The organism is Streptomyces sp. NPDC101151, from assembly GCF_044768335.1.
Lineage (GTDB): Bacteria > Actinomycetota > Actinomycetes > Streptomycetales > Streptomycetaceae > Streptomyces.
Window position 1 is genome coordinate 421,601 of record NZ_JBIWPP010000003.1, and the last position, 26,538, is coordinate 448,138.

General features: G+C 71.8%; 21 protein-coding genes. 15 read left to right on the forward strand and 6 right to left on the reverse strand.

Annotated features, from left to right (window positions below; all coding sequences use genetic code 11):
* The first annotated feature begins 99 nt into the window (after positions 1–99).
* From ACIRU3_RS07700 to ACIRU3_RS07710, 3 genes are all read left to right on the forward strand, one after another.
* The gene (locus tag ACIRU3_RS07700; protein ID WP_404052796.1) at positions 100–2,421 is read left to right on the forward strand and encodes a GH92 family glycosyl hydrolase; all 2,322 of its coding nucleotides are present in this window, start codon (positions 100–102) and stop codon (positions 2,419–2,421) included.
* 144 nt (positions 2,422–2,565) lie between these two features.
* The gene (locus tag ACIRU3_RS07705) at positions 2,566–3,897 is read left to right on the forward strand and encodes a wax ester/triacylglycerol synthase family O-acyltransferase (protein ID WP_404052798.1); all 1,332 of its coding nucleotides are present in this window, start codon (positions 2,566–2,568) and stop codon (positions 3,895–3,897) included.
* A gap of 99 nt (positions 3,898–3,996) precedes the next feature.
* Entirely contained in the window at positions 3,997–5,499 is a 1,503-nt protein-coding gene (locus tag ACIRU3_RS07710; RefSeq protein WP_404052801.1) for an SDR family NAD(P)-dependent oxidoreductase, read from the forward strand.
* A 157-nt stretch (positions 5,500–5,656) separates the two neighbouring features.
* On the opposite strand, the gene ACIRU3_RS07715 is transcribed toward ACIRU3_RS07710, so the two are convergent.
* Both ACIRU3_RS07715 and ACIRU3_RS07720 read right to left on the reverse strand, forming a co-directional pair.
* Positions 5,657–6,457 carry an SDR family oxidoreductase gene (locus tag ACIRU3_RS07715; protein WP_404052804.1) on the reverse strand — a complete coding sequence of 267 codons (801 nt, stop codon included), beginning with the start codon at positions 6,455–6,457 and terminating at the stop codon, positions 5,657–5,659.
* Between the two features lie 58 nt (positions 6,458–6,515).
* A complete protein-coding gene (locus tag ACIRU3_RS07720) occupies positions 6,516–6,938 on the reverse strand; it encodes a hypothetical protein (protein WP_404052805.1) in 423 nt (140 codons plus the stop codon).
* Between the two features lie 409 nt (positions 6,939–7,347).
* Here ACIRU3_RS07720 and ACIRU3_RS07725 point away from each other — a divergent pair, with 409 nt between their 5' ends.
* The 3 genes from ACIRU3_RS07725 (at position 7,348) to ACIRU3_RS07735 (ending at position 8,696) form a co-directional block, all read left to right on the forward strand.
* Entirely contained in the window at positions 7,348–7,521 is a 174-nt protein-coding gene (locus ACIRU3_RS07725) for a hypothetical protein (RefSeq protein WP_107407368.1), read from the forward strand.
* Positions 7,522–7,578: 57 nt separating this feature from the next.
* The gene (locus ACIRU3_RS07730) at positions 7,579–8,079 is read left to right on the forward strand and encodes a GNAT family N-acetyltransferase (protein ID WP_404052807.1); all 501 of its coding nucleotides are present in this window, start codon (positions 7,579–7,581) and stop codon (positions 8,077–8,079) included.
* A 71-nt stretch (positions 8,080–8,150) separates the two neighbouring features.
* On the forward strand, positions 8,151–8,696 hold the full coding sequence (locus ACIRU3_RS07735; protein ID WP_404052810.1) for a hypothetical protein: 546 nt from the start codon (positions 8,151–8,153) through the stop codon (positions 8,694–8,696).
* Here ACIRU3_RS07735 and ACIRU3_RS07740 read toward each other — a convergent pair.
* Positions 8,687–10,042, reverse strand: a complete 1,356-nt coding sequence (locus ACIRU3_RS07740) for an amidase (RefSeq protein ID WP_404052812.1) — start codon at positions 10,040–10,042, stop codon at positions 8,687–8,689. The two genes, ACIRU3_RS07735 and ACIRU3_RS07740, sit on opposite strands and share 10 nt — an antisense overlap.
* 211 nt (positions 10,043–10,253) lie before the next feature.
* Here ACIRU3_RS07740 and ACIRU3_RS07745 point away from each other — a divergent pair, with 211 nt between their 5' ends.
* Complete coding sequence (locus ACIRU3_RS07745; protein WP_404052813.1) at positions 10,254–12,590, forward strand: alpha-L-fucosidase; 2,337 nt, start codon at positions 10,254–10,256, stop codon at positions 12,588–12,590.
* Between the two features lie 46 nt (positions 12,591–12,636).
* Here ACIRU3_RS07745 and ACIRU3_RS07750 read toward each other — a convergent pair whose 3' ends face one another.
* On the reverse strand, positions 12,637–13,071 hold the full coding sequence (locus ACIRU3_RS07750; RefSeq protein WP_404052815.1) for an Lrp/AsnC family transcriptional regulator: 435 nt from the start codon (positions 13,069–13,071) through the stop codon (positions 12,637–12,639).
* 97 nt (positions 13,072–13,168) lie between these two features.
* Between ACIRU3_RS07750 and ACIRU3_RS07755 the strand changes: the two genes are divergently transcribed.
* Entirely contained in the window at positions 13,169–14,101 is a 933-nt protein-coding gene (locus tag ACIRU3_RS07755; protein WP_404052818.1) for an SMP-30/gluconolactonase/LRE family protein, read from the forward strand.
* Positions 14,102–14,331: 230 nt separating this feature from the next.
* Here the strand turns inward: ACIRU3_RS07755 and ACIRU3_RS07760 are convergent, their stop codons facing one another.
* Complete coding sequence (locus ACIRU3_RS07760) at positions 14,332–15,408, reverse strand: LacI family DNA-binding transcriptional regulator (protein ID WP_404052820.1); 1,077 nt, start codon at positions 15,406–15,408, stop codon at positions 14,332–14,334.
* Between the two features lie 237 nt (positions 15,409–15,645).
* Between ACIRU3_RS07760 and ACIRU3_RS07765 the strand changes: the two genes are divergently transcribed.
* The 7 genes from ACIRU3_RS07765 to ACIRU3_RS07795 all read left to right on the forward strand — a co-directional run bounded on the left by ACIRU3_RS07765 (position 15,646) and on the right by ACIRU3_RS07795 (position 25,798).
* A complete protein-coding gene (locus ACIRU3_RS07765) occupies positions 15,646–16,935 on the forward strand; it encodes an ABC transporter substrate-binding protein (RefSeq protein ID WP_404052823.1) in 1,290 nt (429 codons plus the stop codon).
* Between the two features lie 6 nt (positions 16,936–16,941).
* On the forward strand, positions 16,942–17,838 hold the full coding sequence (locus ACIRU3_RS07770; protein ID WP_404052826.1) for a carbohydrate ABC transporter permease: 897 nt from the start codon (positions 16,942–16,944) through the stop codon (positions 17,836–17,838).
* The gene (locus tag ACIRU3_RS07775; RefSeq protein ID WP_404052828.1) at positions 17,835–18,746 is read left to right on the forward strand and encodes a carbohydrate ABC transporter permease; all 912 of its coding nucleotides are present in this window, start codon (positions 17,835–17,837) and stop codon (positions 18,744–18,746) included. The genes ACIRU3_RS07770 and ACIRU3_RS07775 overlap by 4 nt, the downstream gene beginning before the upstream one ends.
* A 36-nt stretch (positions 18,747–18,782) precedes the next feature.
* Positions 18,783–20,039, forward strand: coding sequence for a glycosyl hydrolase (locus ACIRU3_RS07780; protein WP_404052830.1), 1,257 nt, complete (start codon positions 18,783–18,785; stop codon positions 20,037–20,039).
* Entirely contained in the window at positions 20,036–22,042 is a 2,007-nt protein-coding gene (locus ACIRU3_RS07785) for an endo-beta-N-acetylglucosaminidase (RefSeq protein WP_404052833.1), read from the forward strand. The genes ACIRU3_RS07780 and ACIRU3_RS07785 overlap by 4 nt, the downstream gene beginning before the upstream one ends.
* Before the next feature lie 30 nt (positions 22,043–22,072).
* On the forward strand, positions 22,073–25,093 hold the full coding sequence (locus ACIRU3_RS07790; protein ID WP_404052836.1) for an alpha-mannosidase: 3,021 nt from the start codon (positions 22,073–22,075) through the stop codon (positions 25,091–25,093).
* Between the two features lie 303 nt (positions 25,094–25,396).
* On the forward strand, positions 25,397–25,798 hold the full coding sequence (locus ACIRU3_RS07795) for a hypothetical protein (protein ID WP_404052838.1): 402 nt from the start codon (positions 25,397–25,399) through the stop codon (positions 25,796–25,798).
* Here ACIRU3_RS07795 and ACIRU3_RS07800 read toward each other — a convergent pair.
* Positions 25,788–26,489, reverse strand: coding sequence for a FadR/GntR family transcriptional regulator (locus ACIRU3_RS07800; RefSeq protein WP_404052840.1), 702 nt, complete (start codon positions 26,487–26,489; stop codon positions 25,788–25,790). The two genes, ACIRU3_RS07795 and ACIRU3_RS07800, sit on opposite strands and share 11 nt — an antisense overlap.
* Between the last annotated feature and the right edge of the window lie 49 nt (positions 26,490–26,538).

Here is a 26,538-nt window from a genome sequence, read left to right on the forward strand (position 1 = left end):
CCGCGACGCGCCGACACATTCCGCCCGGGATGCCCGAGTTCACGTCGTTCGCCCCGCACGATGCAGGCAACGATGTCGAACCTTCGGAGGTCATCCGAGATGAGAGGGACCCGGCGCACGCGGCTGTGCCTGGCCGGGGTGATGGCAGCGTCCACGCTGATCGCCACCCCCGCCGCACGGGCCGCCGAGCGGACCGACGGCCACCTCACCGACCTGGTCAACCCGTTCATCGGGAGCCAGAACGAGGGCAACACCTTCCCCGGCGCGACCGTGCCCTTCGGCATGGTGCAGCTCTCCCCGGACACCGGGCACAGCACCGGCTACGACTACACGCAGAACCGCATCCGCGGCTTCTCGCTGGTCCATCTCTCGGGCGTCGGCTGCCGGATCGGCGGCGACCTGCCCGTACTGCCCACCACGGGCGAGGTCACGCGGACGGACTACGCCAAGTACGCCGCCGGTTTCTCGCACGCCGACGAAGAGGCGAGCCCCGGCTACTACCGCGTCGGCCTCGACTCCGGCATCCGTGCCGAGCTGACCGCGACCGAACGCACCGGAGTGCAGCGCTACACCTTCCCGGCCACCGACAAGGCCAACGTCCTGCTGAACGCGGCCCAGTCGCTGCACAAGCCGGTCGGCAGCGCGGTCGAGATCCTCGACGACCACACCGTGCGCACCGAGATCTCCGGCCACGGCTTCTGCCGGGACACCGGCCCCTACACCGTGTACACCATCACCCGCTTCAGCCGCCCGTTCACCGCGTACGGCACCTGGAACGGCTCCACGGTCAGCCCCGGCGCCCGCACCGGCCCCGGCGGCGCCTACGTCCGCTTCGACACGACGAGGGACCGTACCGTCGAGGCGACCACCGCCCTGTCGTACGTCGACGCGCGCGGCGCCGCCGTCAACCTGCGGGCCGAGGGCCGCCGGTCCTTCGACGCCGTACGGCAGCGGGCGCGCGAGGAGTGGGAGCGACGGCTCGCCGCCGTCCAGGTCCAGGGCGGCGACCCGACCCTGCGCCGCACCTTCTACTCGTCGCTGTACCGCTCGTTCCTCGCTCCCAACATCGGCAGCGACGCCGACGGCCGCTACACCGGCTGGGACCGCCGGATCCACCGCGCGGAACGGTTCACGTACTACCAGAACTGGTCGCTGTGGGACACCTACCGCACCCAGGCCCAGCTGCTCGCCCTGCTCGCGCCCCGCGAGGCACGGGACATGGCCCGGTCGGTGGTGAAGGTCGCCGAGGACGGTGGCTGGCTGCCGAAGTGGGGCTACGGACCGATCGAGACGAACGTCATGAGCGGCGATCCGGTCACCCCCTTCCTGACCACCGCCTATCAGATGGGCCTCCTCAAGGGATTCGAGGAACGGGTCTACCAGGCGCTCCGGAAGAACGCCGACGGGGTGCCGCCCGCCGACTACCCGGGCATCGGCCGCGAGGCCAACGCCGAGTACATCGCGGACGGCTTCGCGCCCTACGTCAAGGGCCGCCCCTTGGCCAAGATGGGTGACTCCGACTACCACCACGGCGCCTCCGTCACCCTGGAGTACGCCCTCGCCGACGCCATGCTCGCCCAGATGGCCCGCGGTCTCGGCCACACCGAGGACGCCGCCCGCTACGCCGCCCGGGCGCAGAACTACCGGCACATCTTCGACCCCTCCACCGGCTTCTTCCGCGCCCGGGACGCCGCCGGGACCTTCACGGGCGAGGCCGACCCGGCCCGCGGCATCGGCTTCCACGAGGGCACCGCCTGGCAGTACCAGTGGCTGGTCCCGCAGGACCTGCCCGGCATGATCGGCCTGATCGGCGGCGAGCGGGCGGCCAACGAGCGCCTGGACTCCTTCTTCGCCTACGACCGGCTGCTGGCCGACCCCGGGAAGACGGCACGCGAGGTGTGGGTGCACGGGGGCGCGTACGACTACTACAACGCAGACAAGTACAACCCGATGAACGAGCCCGACCTCATCGCGCCCTACACGTACCTGTCCACCGGCCAGCCCTGGAAGACCACCGACGTGGTCCACGCGGCGCTGACCCTGTTCACCGACGGCCCCGCCGGCATGACCGGCAACGACGACCTCGGCACGATGTCCGCCTGGAACGTGCTGTCGTCGATCGGGCTCTTCCCGATCCAGCCCGGCTACGACACCTGGGGCCTGTCCACCCCGGTCTTCGAGCGCGTCGACCTCACCCTGGACCGCGGTTTCTGGCCGGGCGGCCGACTGACCGTCAGTGCGCCCGGCACTTCGGCGGGCGAGCGCTACGTCCAGAGCGTCCGCACGGACGGAACAGCGCACGCACGGACCTATCTGACGACGGATGCGCTGCGCTCCCTGCGCACCCTCGCGTTCACGGTCGGCCCGCGCCCGTCCGAGTGGGGTACGTCACCCCAGGCGGCACCACCGGTGCTGAAGTGACCTCAGAAGTCTCCTGAGTCCCGCCCCTCTCGCAGGGGCGGGACTTAATCTGCTGTTAACTGAGCGTAGCCTGATCGTACTTGACCGTAATCGTCTCTCGGGGATTGACTGCTCATCCACCCATCGCCGACGCGAGGCAAGCCCTTGACTTCCGATCTGCTCGCTCCCCTCGACCTCGCCTTCTGGAACATGGAGTCCGACCGGCACCCGATGCATCTCGGCGCGCTCGGCGTCTTCACCACGCACTCGCCGACCGCGGGCGCCCACGCCGCCGACCTGCTCGCCGCGCGGGCCGCCGCCGTGCCCGGCCTGCGCATGCGCATCCGGGACGTCTGGCAGCCGCTCTCCTTCGGCGGCGCCGCCCGTGAGCCGGACCCGGACTTCGATCCGCTCAACCACGTACGGCTGCACGCCCCGACCGGCGACTTCCACGCGGCCGCCGGCCGGCTGATGGAACGTCCGCTGGAGCGCGGCCGGCCGCCGTGGGAGGCACATGTGCTGCCCGGCGAGGACGGTGTCTCCTTCGCCGTGCTGTTCAAGTTCCACCACGCCCTCGCCGACGGACTGCGCGCGCTCAAGCTCGCCGCCGGCGTCCTGGACCCGGTCGACCTGCCCGAGCGCGGCCCCCGTGCCATCGAGCCGCCGCGCAGCCTGCTGTCCGACGTGCGCCGGCTGCCCGGTCAGTTCCCCGAGCTGGTCAGGGGTGCGCTGTCCGACGTCGGCCGGGCCCTCGACATCGGAGCCTCCCTGGCCCGGTCCACGTTCGGCATGCGCCCTTCGTCCGCGCTGACCTCCGCGCCCAGCGGCACCCGCCGCACGGCCGGGGTCGTCCTGGACATCGACGACGTCCACCGGGTCCGCAAGAGTGTCGGCGGCACCGTCAACGACGTCCTCATCGCCGTCGTCGCCGGCGCCCTGCGCCGCTGGCTGGACGAACGCGGCGACGGCAGCGACGGCGTCGCCCCCCGCGCCCTCATCCCCGTCTCGCGGCGCCGCCCGCACACCGCCCACCCACAGGGCAACCGGCTCTCCGGGTACCTGATACGGCTTCCGGTGGACGACCCCGACCCGCTGCGCCGCCTCGACACCGTCCGCACCGCGATGATCCGCAACAAGGACGCGGGCCCCAACCGGGGCGCCGGCGCCGTCGCCCTGCTCGCCGACCACGTGCCCGCCCTCGGCCACCGGCTCGGCGGCCCGCTGGTCGGCCAGGCCGCCCGGCTCTGGTTCGACATCCTTGTCACCAGCGTGCCGCTGCCCGGACTCGGGCTGAAGCTCGGCGGCCACCAGCTCACCGAGGTCTACCCCTTCGCCCCGCTCGCCCCCGGCCAGTCCCTGGCGGTCGCGATCTCCACCTACCGCGGCCGCGTCCACTACGGACTCGTCGCCGACGCGCGGGCCGTCCCCGACCTCGACGTGTTCGCACGCGCGGTGACGGACGAGGTCGGGACGCTGATCGCGGCCTGCCAGCCCTGATCGGGTTTGGCCCAGGGGCCGGGCGCTACGTAAGATTCCCCGTTCGAAAGCGGGCGCGAGTCGGAGCGCTGCGCGGGTGATCAGGGAAGCGGCAGCGCGATGACGGTGACAGAGGACGGCCCGACGGCCATGGACGAGGTGGTGTACGGCCCCGGCATCGACCCCGAGCGCCTGGCCGTCTGCCTCAGCGTGCTCGAGGAGCTCGACAAGCTGGAGGTCGACCACCCGGACGCCATCGCGGTGCGCCGGGCCACGGCCGGCATCTACCGCACGGTCAAGCAGCGCCGCCGCCAGGAGCGCCGGGCCGCCAAGACCGCGCACGACAAGGCGGTCACGGAGGCCACGGCGACCGGCTCCGCCCAGCGCATCGACGACGAGACCGAGGGCATCCTGCCGTCGTCGCTGACCGAGGAGGGGCAGATCGCGGGGATACTCCAGCGCCCGCGCTCCTGCTACACCTGCAAGAGCCGGTACGTGGAAGTCGACTACTTCTACCACCAGCTGTGTCCCGACTGCGCCCGCCTGAACCGCACCAAGCGCGACGCCCGCGCCGACCTCACGGGCAAGCGCGCCCTGCTCACCGGCGGCCGCGCCAAGATCGGCATGTACATCGCGCTGCGGCTGCTGCGCGACGGCGCGCACACGACGATCACCACGCGCTTCCCGAAGGACGCCATCCGCCGCTTCAAGGCCATGGACGACTCGGCGGACTGGATGCACCGCCTGGAGGTCGTCGGCGTCGACCTGCGCGACCCGGCGCAGGCCGTGGCCCTCGCCGACCAGGTCGCCGAGGCGGGTCCGCTCGACATCCTGATCAACAACGCGACCCAGACCGTACGCCGCCTGCCCTCCGCCTACGCCGCCCTGGTCGACGGCGAGAGCGCCCCGCTGCCCGCCGGGGAGCTTCCCGCCCACCACGTCATCGGCGCGTTCAATTCCGGCGCGGTCGGTGATCTCGGCGGGCCGGCCGCGCTGCCCGTCGGCAGCAGCGACCTCGACGCACAGAAGGTCGCCGACCTCGCGCTCGTCGCGGGCAACGCGAGCGTCGCCCGGCACCTCGACGGCACCGCCATCGACGCGGGCGGCCTCGTGCCCGACGTCGTCGACAGCAACACCTGGGTGCAGACGATCGAACAGATCTCCCCGGTGGAGCTCCTCGAGACCCAGCTGTGCAACTACACGGCGCCGTTCATCCTGATCAGCAAGCTCCGCCCGGCCATGGCCGATGCCGCTCGGAAGGCGACGAGCGGACGTGCCTACGTCGTGAACGTCTCGGCGATGGAGGGCGTCTTCGGCCGCGGCTACAAGGGCGCGGGCCACCCGAACACCAACGCTGCCAAGGCGGCGATGAACATGGTGACGCGGACCAGCGCCGACGAGATGTTCGAGAGCGACGGCATCCTCATGACCTCGGTCGACACCGGCTGGATCACCGACGAGCGCCCACACTACGACAAGCTGCGCCTGGCCGAGGCCGGTTTCCACGCGCCGCTCGACCTGGTGGACGGCGCGGCCCGCGTCTACGACCCGATCGTGCGCGGCGAGGTGGGCGAGGACCTGTACGGCGTCTTCATGAAGGACTACGCACCCGGCAAGTGGTGACCCGGTCGACGGAAAGCGGTGGCCCGCCCGGCCACCGCTGATCCACGGTCGGACGACGGTGCCCGAGTGCCCGGTGCGCAGGTGAAGCGTTCTTCGTGGTTCGATCCCGTACAGGTCCCCGGGGGCCTGTCGCCCGTCGCGGGCACCGCGTGGCCGCTCAGATCTCGGGCACCCGGCGTAACCGCTCGTGCACGGCATAGGCCCCGGCCCCGGACGCGGCCCGCACCCTGGTCCCGCCGTCCACCAGCAGATCGGCCCCCGTGATCCACTCGGCCGCGTCGGAGACGAGCCACAGCACGGCACGCGCCACGTCCTCCGGCTCCCCGATCCGGCCGAGCGGCAGCCCCGCCGCCACCTCGGCCTCGCCCGGCTCCCACACGAACCGAGCCATCTCGGTGCGGACCAGTCCGGGGGAGACGGAATTGACCCGCACCCGGGGCGCCAGCTCGCCCGCGAGCTGGCGGGTCAGATGCAGCAGGGCCGCCTTCGTGGTGCCGTAGGCGCCGACGTGGGGCCCCACATGGGCGGCGCCCTCCGTGCACACGTTGACGACGGCTCCGCCGCGCTCGCGCATCCACCCACGCCAGGCGCACTGCACCAGCCGCAGCGGCGCCTCGACATTGACGGCGAAGGCGTCCCGCCATGCATCGGCGCCGGCCTCCATCAGCGGCCCGTAGGGCAGGTTGGTCGCCGCGTTGTTGACCAGGACGTCCAGCCGCCCGAACTTGCGCAGCACGAGATCCGTCAGCTCCTCGGGATGCCCCGGGTCGGCGACGTTCCCCGCCAGCCCGATCCCGCCCAGTTCGGCGGCCGTGCGCCGCACTTCGGCCGCGTTCCGCGCGGTCACGCACACCAGCGCGCCGGCCGCGGCGAGCGCGCCCGCGACGGCGCGCCCGATCCCACGCGTCCCGCCGGTGACGACGGCAGCCCTGCCCCTGAGCCCGTACGACGAGGTCATCGCCGTACCGTCTCATGACGGACCGTCAGGCGACAGGGTCGCGACCGCGGTCCGGTGCTCAGTCGACGGCGCCGAGCCGCGAGTGCCGGGCCGCGACCAGTTCCAGTACGGTGCGCCAGTCCTCCAGCACGCCGGCGTCGAAGCCCGCGGTGCGGCCTTCCTCGGCGGCCTGGCGCAGCCGCAGCAGATCGTCGTCGGCGGGAGCGGCGGGAGCGGCGGGAGCGGCGGGATGGGAGTCCCCGCGCACCAGCCGGAACACCCGCTCGCCGAGCAGCGGGCGCACCGCCTCGGCCGCGCTCCGGGCCCGCCCCGCCTCGTCGCCCGGGCACAGCACCGGCCCGATGCCGCGGACCAGCCCCGCCACCTGGAGCTCCTTGTCGGCGGGGCGGCCGCGGCGCAGCAGCGCGGCGGTTCGCAGCGCGTGCTGGTGCCGGCCGGCATGCAGCAGATCCATCAGCTCCTCGACGCTGCGCAGCTCCATGCGTCAGTCCTTCCGGGAGACGGCTGTTGCCGCCCGCCACCAGATCATGGCGAGCTTGCGACCCGGCCAACGGCACCTGAATTGCGCCGCGTGTAGGCCGAGTGGGTGATTCACTCCGACGGTCGAGTGATGCGCTTTATGGCAAATAGCAGCATATTTAGGGGCATTAGGGGGTCATATGACGTCCGATAGTTACACCTTGTTTGCACTCCCTATCGAGCGGGTGTCCGCTCATTTGGTTAATCTGGTGGGGACGGACAGCAGTACAGGGTCCCACCCACACCCATCGTCCGTACCGGCGCCACCGCGTCCGAACTGGCCTTCCATCCAGACCCGAGCGGGCGACGAGTGCCGGAGCACAGGCTGTCCGGTATGCCCCAAGGGTGACCCGACACATAAGGAGTGCGCGGTGACACCGGAGAAGACGAATCGCGACGAACGCCCCAAGGAACGCACGGAGCGCGGGCGCCGGCGGCCCGGGGAACTCGGCAGCCTCGACGTGTGGGCCCGGTCCGCTCCGATCCGCCTCGCGGGTTACGAGGACGACCTCGCCGAACCCCACATCCTGCCCAGCGTGGACTGACCCGCCGGGCCGGACCGCCCCGATCGCCGCACGCATGGGCGTGGCAGACTCACGCCCATGCTGATCAGAGAAGCCGTGGCCGAGGACTGGCCGCGGATCTGGCCTTTCTGGCACCGCATCGTCGCTGCGGCGGAGACCTACGCCTGGGACCCCGACACCTCCGAGGAAGCGGCCCGCGGCCTGTGGATGAGCCCGGCCAAGCGTGTCTACGTGGCCGAGGACCCCGCCGGGACAGTGGTCGGATCGGCCTACCTCACCCCGAACTACGGCGGCCCCGCCGCGGGCGTCGCCAACGCGGGCTTCATGGTCGACCCGGACCACACCGGCCGGGGCATCGGCCGGGCCCTCGCCGAGCACATCCTCACCGAGGCCAAGACCCACGGGTACCACGCGATGGTCTTCAACGCCGTGGTGGAGACGAACCCCGCGGTCGGTCTGTGGACCTCCTTCGGCTTCACCGTCCTGGGCACGGTCCCGAACGCGTTCGACCACCCGCGCCACGGCAGGGTGGGGCTGCACGTCATGTACAAGGCGCTCGACCAGCGGGGGGCATCCTGACGACGGGGGAGTACAGCGCCGCCGCCATCAAGGTCATCGAGTTCGACGAGCACGTACGGCGGACACCGGTGATGTACTTCGGCGTCCCCCGCGACCATCCCGCCCTGGCCACCCGCGTACTGCGCCGCGTCCTGGCGCATGCGCTCCATCCGGCCGCCCGTCTCGCCCCGAACCACAGCCGGCGGATCACGGCGGTGATCCATGGAGACCTCGCCTTCACCGTCACGGACGATCTGCCCGACGCCCTGGACGACGGCCCGGACCGACCGCGTCTCGGGTACTACGGAGCACTGCTCGGTCCCGACCGCTGGGCCGGTGCCGCCGCGGCCGCGCTCAGCACACGGGCCTTGGTCGAAGTGTGGCGGGACGGCCACGGCATCCGCCAGGAGCTCGTGGGAATCCGCCCGACGGCGCAGCCCGCGGGGTTCGCGCCGCCCGCCGGGGCGGGGACCCGGGTCGCCTGCACGCTGGACCCCGCCTGCTTCGCGCCCGGATCGGCGATCACCACCGACCTCGACGGCCTCGACCTGCACGGCCCGTACTGCGAGGAACCGCCCGGACCGGGCGCCGTCACCCTTCGGGACCTGCGCGACGGACGTGAGGTCCGCTACCGCTGATCCGCCGGCGGCGCCGTCCGCCGCCATGGGTGCAGGCGCTCCAGTTCCTCCGCCAGGGCCAGCAGGTCCTCCTCCGTGCCCGGGCGGCCCACCAGCTGTACGGCGCAGGGGGCCCCGGAGGGGAGCGCGCCGAAGGGGATCGACATCGCGGGCCAGCCCGTCAGGTTCCACGGTGGGGTGAAGGGTGAATAGGCGGTGTTGGCCAGGATGTTGCGCAGCCAGCCGCGCTCGTGCCAGGGGGCGGCCCGGGGGGAACGGCGGGCGAGGGACGGGGTGAGCAGGATGTCGTGCTCGGTGAAGAAGGGGGTCAGGCGGGCACGGAGGTGTGCACGCTGGTCGCCGGCACGGACCGAGTGGAGGAAGCGGCGGCCCACGGCCGCGTGCACGCGGGTCCGCCGGGCCAGCCGCGCCGGGTCGAGGTCCTGCGCGTCCACCGCGGTACCCGCCGTCCAGTGCTGGAGCGAGGTGACACCCAGGGAGAGCGGGTAGGGCGGCTCGGCCCGCCGGACCCGGTGCCCGGCCTTGGCCAGCACCCCGGCCGCCTGCCGGACCGCGGTCGTGTACGGCTTGCTCACGCTGACGCCGGCGAGCGGGCTGCGCAGGGCGACGGCGATCCTGCGGGGTGAGCGCTCCCCGTCGCGGCGGGCGAAGTCGGCGTCCGCCAGGACGCCCAGCATCAGCCGGAGGTCCTCGACCGTGGTGGCCAGCGGACCGTTCTCCGACATCCCGAACCAGTCACCGTTGCCGATCCCCGCCGGCACCACCCCGTGCCCCGGCTTGAGCGTGACCAGCCCGCAGTTGGCCGCCGGGATGCGCAGCGACCCCATGCCGTCGTTGCCGAGGGCGAGCGGAACGAGCCCCGCCGCCACCGCGGCCGCGCTGCCGCCGGACGAACCGCCCGCCGTGCGGGAGGTGTCCCACGGATTGCGGGCGGTGCCGTGCACGCCCTCCGTGGTGCCGAAGACGCACAGTTCCGGCACGTTCGTCAGACCCACGACCACCGCACCGGCCGCCCGCAGCCGGGCCACCGTCACATGGTCCTCGGCGGCCGGAGTGTCCGGGGTCGCGGCGGAGCCGTTGCGGTGCGACTCGCCGCGCACCGCCAGATTGTCCTTCACCGCCACCGGCACGCCGGCGAGCGGCAGTTCGGCCAGATCGGCACGGGAGGCCACCGCGTCCGCCTCCACGAGCGCCGCCGCTGCCCGGACCGTACGGAACGCGCCGACCCGGCTGTCGAGCCGCTCGATCCGCGCGAGGTGATCGGCCAGCACCTCCCGTGGCGTGACCTCCTTCTCGCGTACGGCGGCGGCGATCTCGGCGGCGGTCCGGCCGGCCCAGCTGGTCACGGGCACTCCTTGGCTACTCATCGGTATGAATCGAGGCGCGTAGGGAGAACTGTGCACGGTCGGGCGCGGCACGTCGAGGGGCCGACGGTAGACATGGGATCTGTCATCCGATCTATGGCTCAACTACCGCCCTTTGCAGCCCCGTTGACAGTCCTGCAATCCCACCACAATCATCAGACGTCCGATGAATCGGAAGGTATGGGAGCCGCTCATGAGCACGTATCCCAGACGTCGAATCCTGGGCGCGGCAGCCGGCGTGACCGCCGCGGCCGCCCTCCCCCTCACCACGGTCACACCCGCACGGGCCGACACACGCCAGGGACCGTGGGCCGCCGTCCCCGACCCCGTGCCCGTCCCGCTGGACGCCCTCCACGACAACGACGGCATCGACACCGCCTCCGCACGCGGCGGCGACTTCGACGGCTCCGGTTACACCTTCCCCGGCGAGGAGCTGCCCGCCGGCCGCGTCGAGGTCGAGGGCGTGCCCTTCCTCTTCCCCGCCTCGACGGCCGGTGCCCGTAACAACGTCGTGGCCCTCGGCCAGCGCCTCGACCTCCCCCAAGGCCGCTATCTCTCGGCCTTTTTCCTCACCGCCGCCAGCTACGGCAACGCCTCCGGCACGGCCACCGTCCACTACGCCGACGGCAGCACCAGCACCGCCGGCCTCGGCGGCTCCGACTGGTACGCGGCGGGCGGCCCCCTGTCGGCGCCGTACCGCCACCGGCCCGACGGCGGCAGGGACGAGCACAGCGTCGGCATCGGCGTCGCCGAGGTGTGGATCGACCCGGGCCGGGAGGCGGTCGCCGTCACGCTCCCCGTCACCAATCCGGCCGAGGCGAACAAGGCGTCCCTGCACGTCTTCGCCCTCACCCTCCAACCGGCGGCCGCCGGAAGGGCGTTGGCCCTGCGCGCCCCGCACTCCACGCCCTTGCTGCTCGACCCGTCCGGTGCGCAGAGCGTGGAGGCCACCGTCATCAACGCGGGCGCGGTCGCCGTACTGGCCGCGGACGGCGTGTCGGTGGCGGTCGACGTCCCCGGCGCCCGCACCGTCCAGCCCGCCCGCATCCGCCGTCTCGACCCCGGCGAACAGGCCCGCGTCCGTATCGGCATCCGCAACCGCCCGGGCACACCGCCGGGCACCCGCCGGGACGGCACCGTCACGGTCACCGGCCGAGGCGCACGGGCGGCATCGGGCAAGGCCCCGTTGACCCTCGGCACGGCCGACTACGACCCCACCGAGACCTCCCTCTCCGCGCACCGGGCGCCGTACTGGTTCCAGGGAGCCAAGTTCGGCATCTTCATCCACTGGGGCGTCTACTCGGTGCCCGCCTGGTCACCGGTGGGCAAGCAGTACGCGGAGTGGTACTGGAACCACATGCAGGACCCGGCCAACGCGGTGTACGCCTACCACCGGGACACCTACGGCGAGGACTTCGCCTACGACGACTTCATCCCCCGTTTCACCGCCGAGCGGTTCGACCCGCGCGCCTGGGTGGAGCTCTTCCGCGACGCGGGCGCCCAGTACCACGTCCTGACCTCCAAGCACCACGAGGGCTTCGCCCTGTGGGACACCAAGGTCTCGGACCGCAACGCGGTACGGATGGGCCCGAAACGGGACCTGGTCAAGGACCTCTTCGAGGCGTCACGCCGCTACGCCCCCGAACTCCACCGCGGCCTCTACTTCTCCATGCCCGAGTGGTTCAATCCGGACAACCCGTGGATGGGCCACGCCCCGCGCAACCCCTACACCCTCCAGCCGCTCCCGTACACCGGCTACACCCCGGGCAAGGACTACGTCCACGACCTCCAGGCACCGCAGATGCTCGAACTGATCCACGGCTACGATCCCGAGATCATCTGGTGCGACATCGGCGGCGCGAACGACAGCCTCCACGTCCTCGCCGAGTACTTCAACCACGCCAAGAACCGCGCCCGCCCGGTCGACGTCACCGTCAACAACCGCTCGGGCATCGGCTTCCACGACTTCACCACCCCCGAGTACACGACGTACGACAACACGGTCGTCGCCCCATGGGAGTCCAGCCGGGGCCTCGACCCCTTCAGTTACGGCTACAACCAGGCGACCCCCGACTCGGCCTACATGAGCGCCGAGGAGGTCGTGCGCAGCCTGGTCGACATCGTCTCGAAGAACGGAAACTTCCTCCTCGACATCGGCCCGCGCGCCGACGGCACCATTCCGGAGATCATGCAGACGCGGCTGCGCGAGACGGGCGACTGGCTGAAGGTCAACGGGGAGGCGGTGTACGACACCACGTACTGGTCGCGGATGGCCCAGCTCGGGGACGACCTGCGGTTCACGGTCCGCCCGGACGAGGCGTTCTACATCCACTCCCTGGCCCGGCCGGGGGCGAAGCTCATCGTCGCGGCGCCGGTGCCCGTGCGGGCCGGGGACAAGGTGACGATGCTCGGCCATGACCGTCCCCTGCCCTGGACCGTCAGCGGCGGTTCCCTGGTCGTCGACGTGCCGGAGGCGGCCCGGAAGGCGGGCCGGCACGTATGGGTCTTCAAGGTGGACCGGCGGGCCTGAACCGTCGGCACGAGCCGGGCCGCGCCGTGCGACGACCGGCCCGGCTCTACGGAGCGACAGGGCGTTCGAAGAAGGTCTCCAGCACGACGGTGGCCTGAGTGCCGCTGACTCCTTCGATCGCGTAGAGCCGGCGCAGTACGTCCTGGAGCTGCTCCGTCGTCGAGGTCCTGACCTTGACCAGGACCGAAGCGGTGCCGGCGATGACGTGCGCCTCCTGGATCTCCGGGATCGCGGCGAACAGGTCGCCGGAGTCGCCCACCCACCGTGTCGAGTCCACCATGACGAAGGCGAGCACCGGCCGTCCGATCGCCGCCGGATCGACGTCGACCGACGTCCGGCGGATGACGCCTCGCTCACGCAGCTTGCGCACGCGTTCATGGGTCGCCCCCGCGGACAGTCCGACGGCCTCTCCCAGCGCCGCGTACGACCTTGATGCGTCCTGCTGGAGGAGGGTGAGCAGCTGCCGGTCGACGTCGTCCAACGGATCTCCTTCGGGTATGAGGTTGATATGCCGAATCTCATTCTGCATAGTTTGAGTTCGTCAGATCAAGATTCTGTTCGATGGTGAAGGTGGCGACATGCCGGGCGAGCGACCGCAGTTGTACGAGATCCTCGATGACCGGTTCCGCACAGGCAGGTGCCAGGCGGGAGACTCGAAGCTGGAGACCCTCTTCGAGGGCTGCCGCTGGGCCGAGGGCCCCGTCTACGTCCCGGCCGGGCGGTACCTGGTGTGGAGCGACATCCCCAACGACCGTCTGCTCCGCTGGGACGAGACCACGGGGAAGGTCGGTGTCTTCCGCTCACCCGCCGGCCACCCCAACGGCAACACCCTGGACCGCGAGGGCCGCCTCATCACCTGTGAGCAGGGCAACCGCCGTGTCACCCGCACCGAGCACGACGGCTCGGTCACCGTGATCGCCGACCGCTTCGAGGGCAGGAGGCTGAACAGCCCGAACGACGCGGCCGTGCGGTCCGACGGCTCGATCTGGTTCTCCGACCCCGATTTCGGGATCACCAGCGACTACGAGGGCCACCGTGCCGAGAGCGAGATCGGCGCCTGCAACGTCTACCGCGCGGACCCCGGCACCGGCGAGGTGCGGCTCGTCGCCGACGGCTTCCGCGGCCCCAACGGCCTCGTCTTCTCCCTGGACGAGCGCCGGCTGTACGTCTCGGACAGCAGGGCCAACCACATCCGCGTCTTCGACGTCCAGGACGACGGCACCCTCACCGGCGGCGAGGTCTTCGCCGAGTGCAGGATCGGGAACTTCGACAACATCCGCTTCGACGACGAGGGCCGGCTCTGGGCCGCCGCCATGGACGGCGGCGTGCACTGCTACGACCCGGACGGAACGCTCCTGGGCCGCCTCCTGGTCCCCGACGTCGTCGCCAACATCCGCTTCGGCGGCATCAAGCGGAACCGCATGTTCATCGCTGCCGACACCGCGCTCTACTCCCTTGTCATGTCGGTCACCGGCCCCCCGCCGCTGCCCGCCGCCATCCACACGTCCTGACCCCATCCCTGCTGAAGTCAGGAGCGACCATCACCGACCCGGTGGCCATGGCGTCCCGGCCCCCGTCCCCGCGGCGGGAGATCGTCTGCACCTGCGGGTGAGCGCGGCACAGCACCGCAACGGCCGCGCTCTCCGTACCGGCGGCGGGACAAGTCCGAGCGGCCGATCCCTTCGTCCGGCCGGAACGGCACCGGCGCGGCTCGGTCAGCCGATGATCCGTCGGCCGCGCCTCAAGTCGACCGTCCCGCAGCCGAGTCGGTCCGGGGTGAGGCCGCCACCCCCGTACTGCCCCGCCCGGTGAGCCGCGGCACCGGTACCCCCACCGCCCGTGCCGCCTCCCCGTCCAGCAACGCCATCAGCTCCCGTGCCGCCGTCCGGCCGAACTCGGCGCTGTCGCGGGACAGGGCCGACAGGCGGGGCGTGACCATGCGGCACAGGGCCGAATCCTCCCAGGAGACCAGCGAGACGTCCTGGGGGACACGGAAGCCGAGCTCGGCCGCCGCCGCCAGGCCGGCCACGGCCATCACGTCGTTGTCATAGATCAGCGCGGTCGGGGGAGGGGAGCCGCGGAGCACCCGGCGGGTCACGGCGGCGCCCTCCGTGTCGGAGTAGTCGGTGGTCACCGAACGGACCTCGCCGAGGCCACGGCGCTCCGCCTCCGCACGCAGTGTGGCGACACGGCGCTGGGTGTGCGCCAGGCCGGGCAGCCCCGCGATGTGCACGATCCGGCGGTGGCCGAGCGCCGCCAACTCGTCCACCACGGAGGCCATCGCGCCGGCGTCGTCCGCCCACACCGTGGACAGGCCGGGATGGCGCACGTCCGGCGCGCCGCCGATCACCACGGCGGGCAGACCGAGTTCGTCCAGCAGGTCGGGCCGCGGGTCCTCGGCGCGCGGATCGACGACCAGGACACCGTCCACCCGGTGTTCCGCCCACCAGCGCCGGTAGACGGCGCACTCGTCGGCCACGTCCTGCGCCACCTGGAAGAGCAGGCCCAGGTGACGCTCGGCGAGTACATCCTGGATGCCGGCGACGAGCTGCAGGAAGAAGGAGTCGACGCCCAGCGTGTCCGCGGGGCGGGCCAGCACGAACCCGACCGTGGCCGCTCCCTCGCCGGACAGGGCGCGGGCCGCCGTGCTGGGGCGCCAGCCGAGCTGCTCGGCGACCCGGCGGACCCGGGCGCGGGTGGCCTCGGAGACGCCGGGGCGGCCGTTGAGGGCGAAGGAGACCGCGCTCTCGGAGACTCCGGCGCGGCGCGCGATGTCCTTCATCGTCGGCCGGCGCGCGGGTGATCGCTTCTCCGGCAACGCTGGGCCCCCTTCCGTACGGTCCAGTCCAGGCCAACAGCTAATGCGCTTGAGTGGCCTCACCCTAAAGCGCATTAGTGATCGACGGCAATAGGCCCGTGGTACCGCTGTGAGCAGGGGTTTTGAGTCACTAATGACTTTAGCTGGGTCGAATCCATTGACGCGTCCGGTAAAGGGTGGGCACAGTCTGGCCCGGCACCTTCGGCCACATCCCACTGCAAAAGGAGTCCAGTCGCCGTGCGCATCTCCCGCAGAACCTTCGCCGCCGCTGCCGTCGCCCTCGTCCTGCCGCTGAGCGCCTGCGGCTCGGGCGGGGACGACGGCGGCTCGACCGACGCCTCGGGCAAGGTCGAGGGCGACATCACCTTCCAGACCTGGAACCTGCGAGCCAACTTCAAGCCGTACTTCGACGGCCTGATCACGGACTTCGAGAAGAAGTACCCCGGCACCCATGTGAAGTGGATCGACCAGCCCGCCGAGGGCTACGCCGACAAGATCAGCGCGGACGCGGCCGGCGGCACCCTGCCCGACGTCGTCAACGTCTCCCCGGACCTGGTCGCCCCGCTCGCCAAGGCCGGCCTCGCCCTCGACCTCGACAAAGCCGCTGCCTCGTACAGGTCCGAGTACCTGGCCGGGGCCTGGGCCGGCCACAAGGTGCCGGGTCTGAGCGGCACGTACGCCTTCCCGTGGTACCTGAACACCGGGCCGCTGTTCTACAACAAGGCCCTGTTCAGGGAGGCCGGAATCGATCCGAGCACCCCGCCGGAGACCTACGACGAACTCTTCGCCGACGCCCTGCAGATGGCGAAGAAGAGCGACGGCAAGGTCGCCACGCTCGCCAACGTGCCCACCATCGAGGACTTCGGGCGGTACGGCGTCCAGCTGATGAACAAGGAGGGGACCGCGTTCGCCTTCAACGACGCCAAGGGGGTCGCACTCCTCACCAAGTACAAGGAGCTGTACGACGCGAAGGCGCTCGATCCGCAGGCACTGACCGCCACCCCGGAGTCCTCCGGGAAGAAGTTCCTCACCGGGGCCGTCGCCATGAACCCCGGCAGCGCCCTGGACCTCGGCAACTTCAAGAAGCAGTCTCCCAACCTGTACAGGAACATCGGGATCACCGACCAGATCACCAGCACCGGGCACGTCAACATGTACGTGATGGGCGTGATGGTCAATTCCCGCACCAAGCACACCCCGGCCGCGGTCGCCTTCGCGCACTTCGTCACCGACGCGCAGAACCAGATGTCCTTCGCCAAGAAGGTCGCCATCTTCCCGAGCACCGCCGGCTCCCTCGACGACCCGTACTTCACCAAGCAGGACGGCACCGACGAGACCCGCGTGCGCACAGCCGCCGCCAAGTCCCTGAAGAACGCGGTCAACTACACGCCGGTGCTGTTCAGCGAGCAGATGAAGACCGCGCTGCGCAACGAGGTCGCCAAGGCCCTGCAGGGCAAGGAGAGCCCCAAGGCGGCGCTCGACAACGCTGTCAAGGCCTGCGACCAGCTCCTGAAGCAGCAGGGCTGACCCATCATGGCCACTCCCACCGCTCCGTCCCGGGTGCGGCGGCAACTGCCCACCAGTCCCTGGCTGTTCGCCGCACCCGGGCTGCTGATCACCGGCGCCTTCGTGCTGTACCCGTTCGTGTCGACCGTGGTGAACTCCTTCACCGACCGCCGCACCCTGATCCCGGGCAGCTTCGTCGGTCTCGCCAACTTCCGCGAGCTGCTCCACGACGACATGTTCTGGATCGGCCTGCGCAACAGCACGCTGTACATCGTCGGTGTCGTACCGGCCCTGGTGATCCTGCCGCTGCTGCTCGCGCTGCTGGTGCAGAAGAACATCCCCGGCATCACCTTCTTCCGGTCCGCCTTCTACACCCCGGTCGTCGCCTCCATCGTGGTCGTCGGCCTGATCTGGGTGTGGCTGCTGGACGAACGCGGACTGGTCAACTCCCTGCTGCAGAGCGTGGGAATCGGGCGGGTCGGGTTCCTCAGCGACCAGTGGCTGCTGCTGCTCAGCGCCATGGCCGTGACGGTGTGGAAGGGCCTCGGCTACTACATGATCATTTATCTGGCCGCGCTGGCGAACGTACCGCGCGAGCTGCACGAGGCCGCCGCCGTGGACGGTGCGGGCCCGGTCCGCCGCTTCCTCACGGTCACCGTGCCCGCCGTGCGCTCCACCATGGTGCTGGTCGCCGCGCTCTCCTCGGTCGCCGCGTTCAAGGTGTTCTCCGAGGTGTACCTGATGGCGGGCCCCAGCGGCGGCCCGGCAGGCGAGGACACCACCCTCGTCATGCTCGTCCAGCGCACCGGCACCGGCCTGACCGGCCGGGTCGGCTACGCCTCCGCCCTCTCCGTCGTCGTGTTCGTCGTCACCGTCGCCCTGATGCTGCTCGTCCTGCGCGCCGACCGGAGGGAGGAGTCGTGAGCGTCCTGGAGAAAGTGCGTCCCGCGCGTCCCGCGAACCCGGCCGCCGCCCGGGAACCCCGGGTCACCGACGAGCACGGGCGGCGCATCCGGATCGGCGAGCTGATCCTGCGCTACCTGCTGCTGCTCGTCGTCCTCGCCCTGACCGTCGGCCCCTTCCTCTGGCAGCTGTCCACCTCCCTCAAGGGGCCCACCGAGGACATCTTCAGTTCACCGCCGAAGTTCCTGCCCGGCCGTCCCACCCTGCACAACTACGAGCGGGTCGCCGACACCATCCCCGTCTGGGACTACGCCCTGAACTCGCTGAAGGTCGCGAGCGCCAGCGTGGTCACCAACTGCGTCGGCTCGGCTCTCGCCGGGTACGCCCTGGCCCGGCTGCGCTACCGCGGCCGGGGCGTGGCCACGCTGGTCTTCGTGCTGGCGATGCTCGTGCCCGTGGAGGGCATCATCATCGCCCAGTTCACGACCATGCGGGAACTCGGCCTGAACAACACGCTCATCGGGGTCGTGCTGCCCGGCTCGATCGGCGCGATGAACGTGCTGCTGATGCGCAACGCCTTCCGCAACCTGCCGTACGAGATCGAGGAGGCCGCCTACGTCGACGGCGCCAACGCGTGGCAGCGGTTCCTGTGCGTCGCGCTGCCGTCGGTGAAGGGCACCCTCGCCGTCGTCGCGATCTTCGCCTTCATGGGCGCCTGGGACGACTTCCTGTGGCCGCTCATCGTGCTCAGCGACCCGTCCAGGTTCACCCTGACCATCGGCCTCAACTATCTGCACGGCACCTTCGCCAACGACGAACGCCTGGTGGCCGCCGGGACCGTCATCGCCGTGGCACCGCTCATCGCCCTCTTCGCCTGCCTGCAGCGGTACTTCTTCCGCGGTGTCGGCGAGGGCGCCGTCAAGGGCTGAAATCCGTACCCCGTCCGCAAGGAGCAAGGACACCGCATGCCCCCTGCCGTGCGCTTCGGCGTCAACTACACCCCGAGCGAAGGGTGGTTCCACCACTGGCTCGACTTCGACCTCGACTCCGTACGAGCCGACCTCGACGCGATCGCCGCCCTCGGCCTGGACCACGTCCGCGTCTTCCCGCTGTGGCCCTACTTCCAGCCGAACCGCACCCTGATCCGCCCGCGCGCCGTCGACCAGCTCGTGGCCCTCGCCGACGCGGCCGCCGAACGCGGCCTCGACGTCAACGTCGACGGTCTGCAGGGCCATCTGAGCAGCTTCGACTACCTGCCCGCGTGGACCCGCACCTGGCACCGGCGCAACCTCTTCACCGACCCGGACGTGGTCGACGGCCAGGCCGCCTATCTGCGCACCCTCGCCGCCGCGCTCGCCGACCGGCCCAACTTCATCGGCATGACCATCGGCAACGAGGTCAACCAGTTCGCCGCCGGGCCCCACCCCGATCCCGACCGGATCACCCCGGAGGACGCCGAGCGGTGGCTGACCCGGCTGCTCGCCGCCTGCTCCGAGGGCGCCCCGGACCGGCTGCACCTGCACGCCTCGTACGACGCCGCCTGGTACCAGGACGACCACCCCTTCACCCCCGGCCACTCGGCCCGCCTCGGCGCCGTCACCGCCGTGCACTCCTGGGTGTTCAACGGCACCGCCCAGCGCCACGGCCGTACCTCCGTACCGGCCGAGCACCACGCCGCCTACCTGGTCGAGCTGAGCAAGGCCTGGGCCGACGAGCCGCACCGGCCCGTGTGGCTCCAGGAGGTCGGCGCACCCGCGCCCCTCGTGCCGCCCGAGCACGCGGCCGCCTTCACCGAGGCCACCGTCCGCCATGTCCTGGACTGCCCCGACCTGTGGGGCGTCACCTGGTGGTGCTCCTACGACGTCTCCCGCGAACTGGCCGACTTCCCCGACCTCGAGTACGGACTCGGCCTGCTGACCAACGACCGGCGGCCCAAGGACATCGCGCACGTGCTGGCCGACGCGGCCCGCGCGCGCCATGAGCCACCCGCCGCCCGCGCCACGGCCCTCGTCGTGCCCGCCGACCCGGCCCACCGCTCCCGCTGCGCCCCCGGCGGGCCCGTCTTCGACGCCTTCTTCCGGCTCGTCGCCGACGGGGCCCGCCCCACCACCGTCCTGGACACCCGCGCGGACGACAAGGAACACCTCGCCGCGCGCGGCATCACCGAAGCCGTCACTCCCGATCAGGTACTCCCCAACCCACAAGGAGGCACCCGCTCGTGAACCCGACCCGACGCACCGTCCTCGTCGCCGGCGCCGCCGCGGCCCTGTTCCCGGCCGCCCCGGCCCTGGCCGCCGCCCGTCCGAAGGCCGCCGCCACCCCGCCGTACGCCTCGTACTGGTACCCGGACTCCTTCCCCGCCGGCAGCCCCGGCACCGGCATCACCTGGCGCAGCCTGAAGGCCTGGCGCGCGGCCGACGATGCCGACCTCGCCTTCAACGCCGCGTCCGTACCGCTCGCCGCCCGCTTCACCCCGACCCCGGCCAACACCACCGCCCGCTCGGGCCAGGCCCGTATCCAGTCCCTGGTCTCCTTCGGGCCCACCGCCGGCAACCCCTCCCAGGGAGCGGCCACCGCCGACTACTACGCCCTCACGCACTGGGCCTACCTCGACGAGCTGGTGTTCTGGGGCGGCTCGGCGGGCGAGGGGCTGATCCTGGCGCCGAACGCGCCGATCGTGGACGCGGCCCACCGGCACGGGGTGCCTGTCCTCGGCAACATCTTCCTGCCGCCCACCGCCTACGGCGGCCGGCTCCAGTGGACCCGCGACCTCGTCCAGAAGGACTCCTCCGGGCACTACCCGCTCGCCGCGCAACTCGTCGCGGTGGCGGCCGCGTACGGCTTCGACGGCTGGTTCGTGAACGCCGAGACGGGCGGCGGGAACACCGCGCTCGGCACCGCCATGCTCGGCTTCATGAAGGAGCTGAAGGCGCTCGCGGCGGCCAAGGGGCAGCGGGTGACCTGGTACGACGCGATGACCGTGAACGGGACGGTCAGCTGGCAGGGCGCGCTGAACAGCCAGAACCAGGCCTTCTTCCAGACCGCCGACGACATGTTCGTCGACTTCCGCTGGAGCACGTCGACGCTGGCCGCCTCGGGTACCAAGGCCGGACAACTGGGCCGCAGCCGCTACGAGTTGTGGGCGGGTGTCGATGTCGAGTCGAACGGGTCCGGCTCGTCGGTGAACTGGGACGCGATAGTGCCGACCGGGAAGCCCCATGTCACCTCGATCGGCTTCTACCGGCCCGAGTGGACCCGCAACCACCTGCCTTCCGGGCAGCGCGCACCGGAGGACTTCCACGCGGCCGACGACCGGTTCTGGACCGGGCGGTCCCTCGATCCCGCGCGGCCGGACGGCAGCGACCCGTGGCGGGCGCCGGCGGTCTCGGTGGCGGACCGGTCGACGGTGTCCTCGGTGCCGTTCGCCAGCGTGTTCAACACCGGGCAAGGGCTGCGGTGGTACGAGCAGGGAGCCGTCACCTCGGACGTGCCCTGGAACCACCTCGGGCTGCAGGACCGGCTGCCGTCCCGGCGGTGGGTCGTGCGGACGGAGGGGCAGCGGCCGGCCGTCTCCTTCGACTTCGCGGACGCGTGGCGGGGCGGCAGCAGTGTGCTGGTGGCGGGTGAACCGGATCGACCGGTGGTCCTGGACCTCTACGCGACCCGGCTGCCGATCACCGCCGGCACGGTCGTCGAGCTGACGCACCGGACCGACGCGGGGAGTGTGAACGTCGAACTGGCGGTCGCCACCGCCGAGCCGAGCGGTGCCGGTGAGACACCGCCGTACACCTATCTGCCGGTGAACTCGGTCAACACCTGGCAGACGTCGACCGTACGGCTCACCGGTCTGTCCGGCACGGTGCACGCTCTCGGCGTCCGCCTGACCGCACCCGACGGCGGACCGGTGCGCTGGCGGCTGGGCGGCCTCGCTGTACGCGACACCGCCCCGGCCCCCGCCGCCCCCACCGGCCTGCGGATCACCGCCGCTTCCGGGGGCGACCTGCGCTTCGCCTGGAGCGCCGCGCCCGGTTCCGTACGCCACTACGAGCTGCACCGTCTGCTGCCCGACGGCAGTCGTCGCTTCCTCGGCGGCACCTGCCAGCGCGCCTGGTTCGCGGCCGGCCTGCAACCCGCCCCGGGAGAGACGGCCGCACGATTCGAAGTGCGCTCGGTGGGGGAGCTGTACAACGCCTCGCCACCCGTGACCGTCACCCACACCTGGTAGTCACCCGGAACCCAGCAGGGAGCACCCCGCATGCATGACGACCGCAATCTGGTCGAAGCCCGCCTCCGGCGCGTTCTCGACGAGCGCATCCGTCCCGCCGTGTACCCCGAGTCCGTGCCGCTGCAGGTCGCGGTCTGGCACGCGCCCGGCGAGCCCGTGCCGGTGACGGAGGGACTGTCGGCCGAGCCCGTGCCGATCGAAGTGGGCGCCCGGTGGGGTGCTCCGTGGGGCACCAGCTGGTTCCGGGTCACCGGGACCGTGCCCGAGGCCTGGGCGGGCCGGACCGTCGAGGCCCTGCTCGACCTGGGCTTCGACGAGAACATGCCCGGCTTCCAGTGCGAGGGCCTGGTCTACCGGCCCGACGGCACCCCGGTGAAGGGACTCAACCCGCGCAACCAGTGGGTGCGCATCGGCGCGCCCGTCGCGGGCGGGGAGGAGGTGCGCCTGCACATCGAGGCCGCCTCCAACCCGGTCGTCCTCGACTACCACCCCTTCCGGCCCACCCTGCTCGGCGACAAGGACACCGCCGGGCACGAGCCGCAGTACACGCTCACCCGCATGGACCTCGCCGTCCTCGACGAGACCGTGTGGCAGCTGGTGCTGGACCTGGAGGTGCTGGGCGAGCTGATGGCCGAGCTGCCGGTGGACTCCGCGCGTCGCTGGGACATCCTGCGCGCGCTCGACCGGGCCCTCGACCTCGTCGACCTGCAGGACGTGGGCGGCACGGCGGCGAGGGCCCGCGCGCAGCTCGCCGGTGTGCTGTCCGCCCCGGCCGTGCCCTCCGCCCACCGGATCAGCGCCGTCGGGCACGCGCACATCGACTCCGCCTGGCTGTGGCCGCTGCGCGAGACCGTGCGCAAGGTGGCCCGTACGACGTCCAACATGACCGCGCTCCTCGAGGACGAGCCGGAGTTCGTCTTCACCATGTCCCAGGCGCAGCAGTGGGCGTGGGTGAAGGAGCACCGGCCCGAGGTGTGGGCGCGGGTGAAGAAGGCCGTGGCGGAGGGCCGGTTCGTGCCGGCCGGCGGAATGTGGGTGGAGTCCGACACCAACATGCCGGGCTCCGAGGCGATGGCCCGTCAGTTCGTGCACGGGAAACGGTTCTTCCTCGACGAGTTCGGCGTCGAGAACGAGGAGGCCTGGCTGCCGGACACCTTCGGATTCGCCGCCGGACTCCCGCAGATCATCAAGGCCGCGGGTGCCAAGTGGCTGCTGACCCAGAAGATCTCGTGGTCGCAGACGAACAAGTTCCCGCACCACACCTTCCAGTGGGAGGGCATCGACGGCACCCGGATCTTCACGCACTTCCCGCCCGTCGACACCTACAACTGCTCGATGAAGGGCAGCGAGATCGCCCACGCGGCCCGGAACTTCAAGGACAAGGGCAGGGCCCGGCACTCCCTGGCGCCGACCGGCTGGGGCGACGGAGGCGGCGGCACGACCCGCGAGATGGTCGCCAAGGCGGCCCGGCTGCGCGACCTCGAAGGCTCGGCCACCGTCACCTGGGAGACACCCCGGGCGTTCTTCGAGAAGGCCGAGGCGGAGTACCCCGAACCGCCCGTCTGGGTCGGCGAGCTGTACCTCGAACTCCATCGCGCGACCCTCACCAGCCAGGCGAAGACCAAGCAGGGCAACCGCCGCAGCGAACACCTGCTGCGCGAGGCCGAGCTGTGGGCGGCCACCGCGGCCGTGCGCACCGGATTCCCCTACCCCTACGAGGAGTTGGACCGCATCTGGAAGACGGTCCTGCTGCACCAGTTCCACGACATCCTGCCCGGCTCGTCCATCGCCTGGGTGCACCGGGAGGCCCGGGCCACGTACGAGCGGATCGCCGCCGAGCTGACCGGGATCGTCGAAGCCGCCCAGCAGGCCCTGGCCGGCGGGGGCGAGACGCCCCTCGTGTTCAACGCCGCCCCGCACCCCCGCGCCGGCGTCCCGGCCGGAGGGGCGGCGACACCGCGCACGGGAGGTGCCACGACGCTCGCGCAGCGCCCGGACGGCGGGCATGTCCTGGACAACGGCCTGCTGCGGATCGGGATCGACGCCCGGGGCCTGGTCGTCTCCGCCCACGACATCGAGGCCGACCGCGAGACGATCGCCCCGGGCACCGCGGCGAACCTGCTGCAGCTCCACCCCGACTTCCCGAACATGTGGGACGCCTGGGACGTGGACGAGTTCTACCGGAACACCGTCACGGACCTCACGGACACCGACTCGGTGACGGCGGGGGAGGACGGCGCCTCGGTGCGGATCGTACGGTCCTTCGGCGCGTCCCGCGTCACCCAGGTGCTGACGCTGCCGCCGGGGGAGCGGCGCCTGGTGCTCGACACGGAGGTCGACTGGCACGAGACGGAGAAGTTCCTGAAGCTGGCCTTCCCGCTCGACCTGCACGCCGAACGGTACGCGTCGGAAACCCAGTTCGGGCACTTCCACCGGCCCACGCACACCAACACCTCGTGGGAGGCGGCCAAGTTCGAGGCCTGCAACCACCGTTTCGTGCACCTGGCCGAACCCGGCTGGGGCGTCGCCGTCGTCAACGACTCGACGTACGGCCACGACGTGACCCGCACGGTCCGCAGCGACGGCGACCGCGGCACGACCACCACGCTCCGGGTGTCCCTGCTGCGCGCCCCGCGCTTCCCCGACCCCGAGACCGACCAGGGCGTCCACCGCTTCCGGCACGCGCTGGTCCCCGGCGCCCGGATCGCCGACGCGGTCCGTGAGGGCTGGCGGATCAATCTGCCCGAGCGGCGCACGAACGGTGCCGGAGAGGTCGCCCCGCTGGTCACGGTGGACAACGAGGCGGTCGTCGTCACGGCCGTGAAGCTGGCCGACGACGGCAGCGGTGACGTGGTGGTCCGCTTCCACGAGGCCCATGGCGGCCGGGCCCGGGCGACGCTCACGACCGGCTTCGCCTGTACGGGTGTCACGGGGACGGACCTGCTGGAGCGGCCGGCCGGCGACGGCGAGCCGCCGGTGCGGGACGGCGACCGGATCACCGTACGGCTGAGGCCGTTCGAGCTGATGACACTGCGGCTGCAGCGGGCCTGAGCCGCGGCCGAGGGCCGACGTCCGGGCCGGGGCGCCGGTTCGGGCCCCGCTGGGCGGCGTGCCCCGGTCACGAGCGGATCAGATCGAGCGGCCGGCCGGTGACCGTCCGGGCCGGACCGCTGATCGCCCCCAGGAGCAGAGCCCGCGCCGGCGTCCCCGTCCGGCACGCGTGGTCCGGTCGCGGAGGCGACGAGCGCGGGCGGGACTCGGCATCCGTGCGGGTCGGCCGCACGGGGGGCCGGCCCCGGCCGGTCCCGGCCGGGGCGGGCCGGGGCCGACGAGGCCATCACCTGGTACCGGCACGTGGCCGAGCGGGGCGACCTCTGTGCGGCCCGCGAGGCCGCGGACATGTTCGCGCGGGCCGGCCGCCCGGAGGACGCCCTCGACCGGCTGCGGGACCACGCGCACGCCACCGGGGACGTCAACTGCCTGTGGAAGGGCGCCGGAATACTTCTGGACCCGGGCCGCGCCGACGAGGCCGTGACCTGGTACCAGCAGGCCGCCGACTGCGGCTACCCCCTCGCCCTGCCATACGCGGTCCAGTTGCTGCACACCGCCGGCCGGGTGGACGAGTGCCTGCGGCTGCGCCGGTTGGGCTGGGAACCGGACGGCTCCATCGCCGGGCCCCGGCAGGTGCGCGCCGCCGAGGAGGCACCCGTGCGCAGCGCCGCCGCGGGACCTGTCCGGGACCCGGTCACATACTGAGCTGAGCCCGCAGCCACTCCTCCACCTCGCCCACGTGTGCGGCCGCCGCCGCCCGGGCCGCCTCCGGGTCGCGGGCCGCCAGGGCCCGGTGGATCGCGGCGTGCTCGCGGCGGGTGCGGGTGAAGGCGCCCTCCTCCTGGTAGCCGCGCCAGACGCGGGCCCGGAAGGTGCGGGAGGACAGGCCCTCCAGGATGGCCGCCATCGTGTCGTTGCCCGCGGCGGCCGCGATCTCGCGGTGGAAGGCCAGGTCGTGGGCGAGGATCTCCTCGGGATCCTCGGTGGCGTTCATCGCCGCCAAGTGCTTCTCCACCTCGGCGAGTCGGTCGTCGGTGATGCGTGCCGCCGCTAGTGCGGTCGCCGTGGACTCCAGGATCCGGCGCACCTCCAGCAGCTCCACCAGCCGTGGCCCCCGGGACAGATCGGCGACCACACCGAAGGTCTCCAGCAGGTCACCGGCCTCCAGCGCGGTCACGTAGATGCCGGAACCGTGCCGGGCCTCCAGGACGCCCAGGACCGTCAGCGCGCGGATCGCCTCGCGCATCGAGCTGCGGGAGATGCCCAGTTGGGCGGCGAGATCCCGCTCGGTCGGCAGGCGCTGGCCCGGCTCCAGCGCGCCCTCGCCGATCATCGCCTTGATCCGCTCGATGGCGCGCTGGGTCACCGTGCCCTTCTGCGGGGCTGCCTCGTCCACGCCACTCCTCCAGTCGCTGGGTGCGTCGCAGTCTAACCAGCGCAGTGGT

Excerpts from the sequence above, each read along its gene's own strand:
- ACIRU3_RS07745 (WP_404052813.1), top strand. The coding sequence starts at position 10,254 with ATGAGCACGTATCCCAGACGTCGAATCCTGGGCGCGGCAGCCGGCGTG.
- ACIRU3_RS07720 (WP_404052805.1), bottom strand. The coding sequence starts at position 6,938 with ATGGAGCTGCGCAGCGTCGAGGAGCTGATGGATCTGCTGCATGCCGGC.
- ACIRU3_RS07735 (WP_404052810.1), top strand. The coding sequence starts at position 8,151 with ATGTACTTCGGCGTCCCCCGCGACCATCCCGCCCTGGCCACCCGCGTA.
- ACIRU3_RS07710 (WP_404052801.1), top strand. The coding sequence starts at position 3,997 with ATGACGGTGACAGAGGACGGCCCGACGGCCATGGACGAGGTGGTGTAC.
- ACIRU3_RS07790 (WP_404052836.1), top strand. The coding sequence starts at position 22,073 with ATGCATGACGACCGCAATCTGGTCGAAGCCCGCCTCCGGCGCGTTCTC.
- ACIRU3_RS07770 (WP_404052826.1), top strand. The coding sequence starts at position 16,942 with ATGGCCACTCCCACCGCTCCGTCCCGGGTGCGGCGGCAACTGCCCACC.
- ACIRU3_RS07700 (WP_404052796.1), top strand. The coding sequence starts at position 100 with ATGAGAGGGACCCGGCGCACGCGGCTGTGCCTGGCCGGGGTGATGGCA.
- ACIRU3_RS07780 (WP_404052830.1), top strand. The coding sequence starts at position 18,783 with ATGCCCCCTGCCGTGCGCTTCGGCGTCAACTACACCCCGAGCGAAGGG.
- ACIRU3_RS07730 (WP_404052807.1), top strand. The coding sequence starts at position 7,579 with ATGCTGATCAGAGAAGCCGTGGCCGAGGACTGGCCGCGGATCTGGCCT.
- ACIRU3_RS07755 (WP_404052818.1), top strand. The coding sequence starts at position 13,169 with ATGCCGGGCGAGCGACCGCAGTTGTACGAGATCCTCGATGACCGGTTC.
- ACIRU3_RS07715 (WP_404052804.1), bottom strand. The coding sequence starts at position 6,457 with ATGACCTCGTCGTACGGGCTCAGGGGCAGGGCTGCCGTCGTCACCGGC.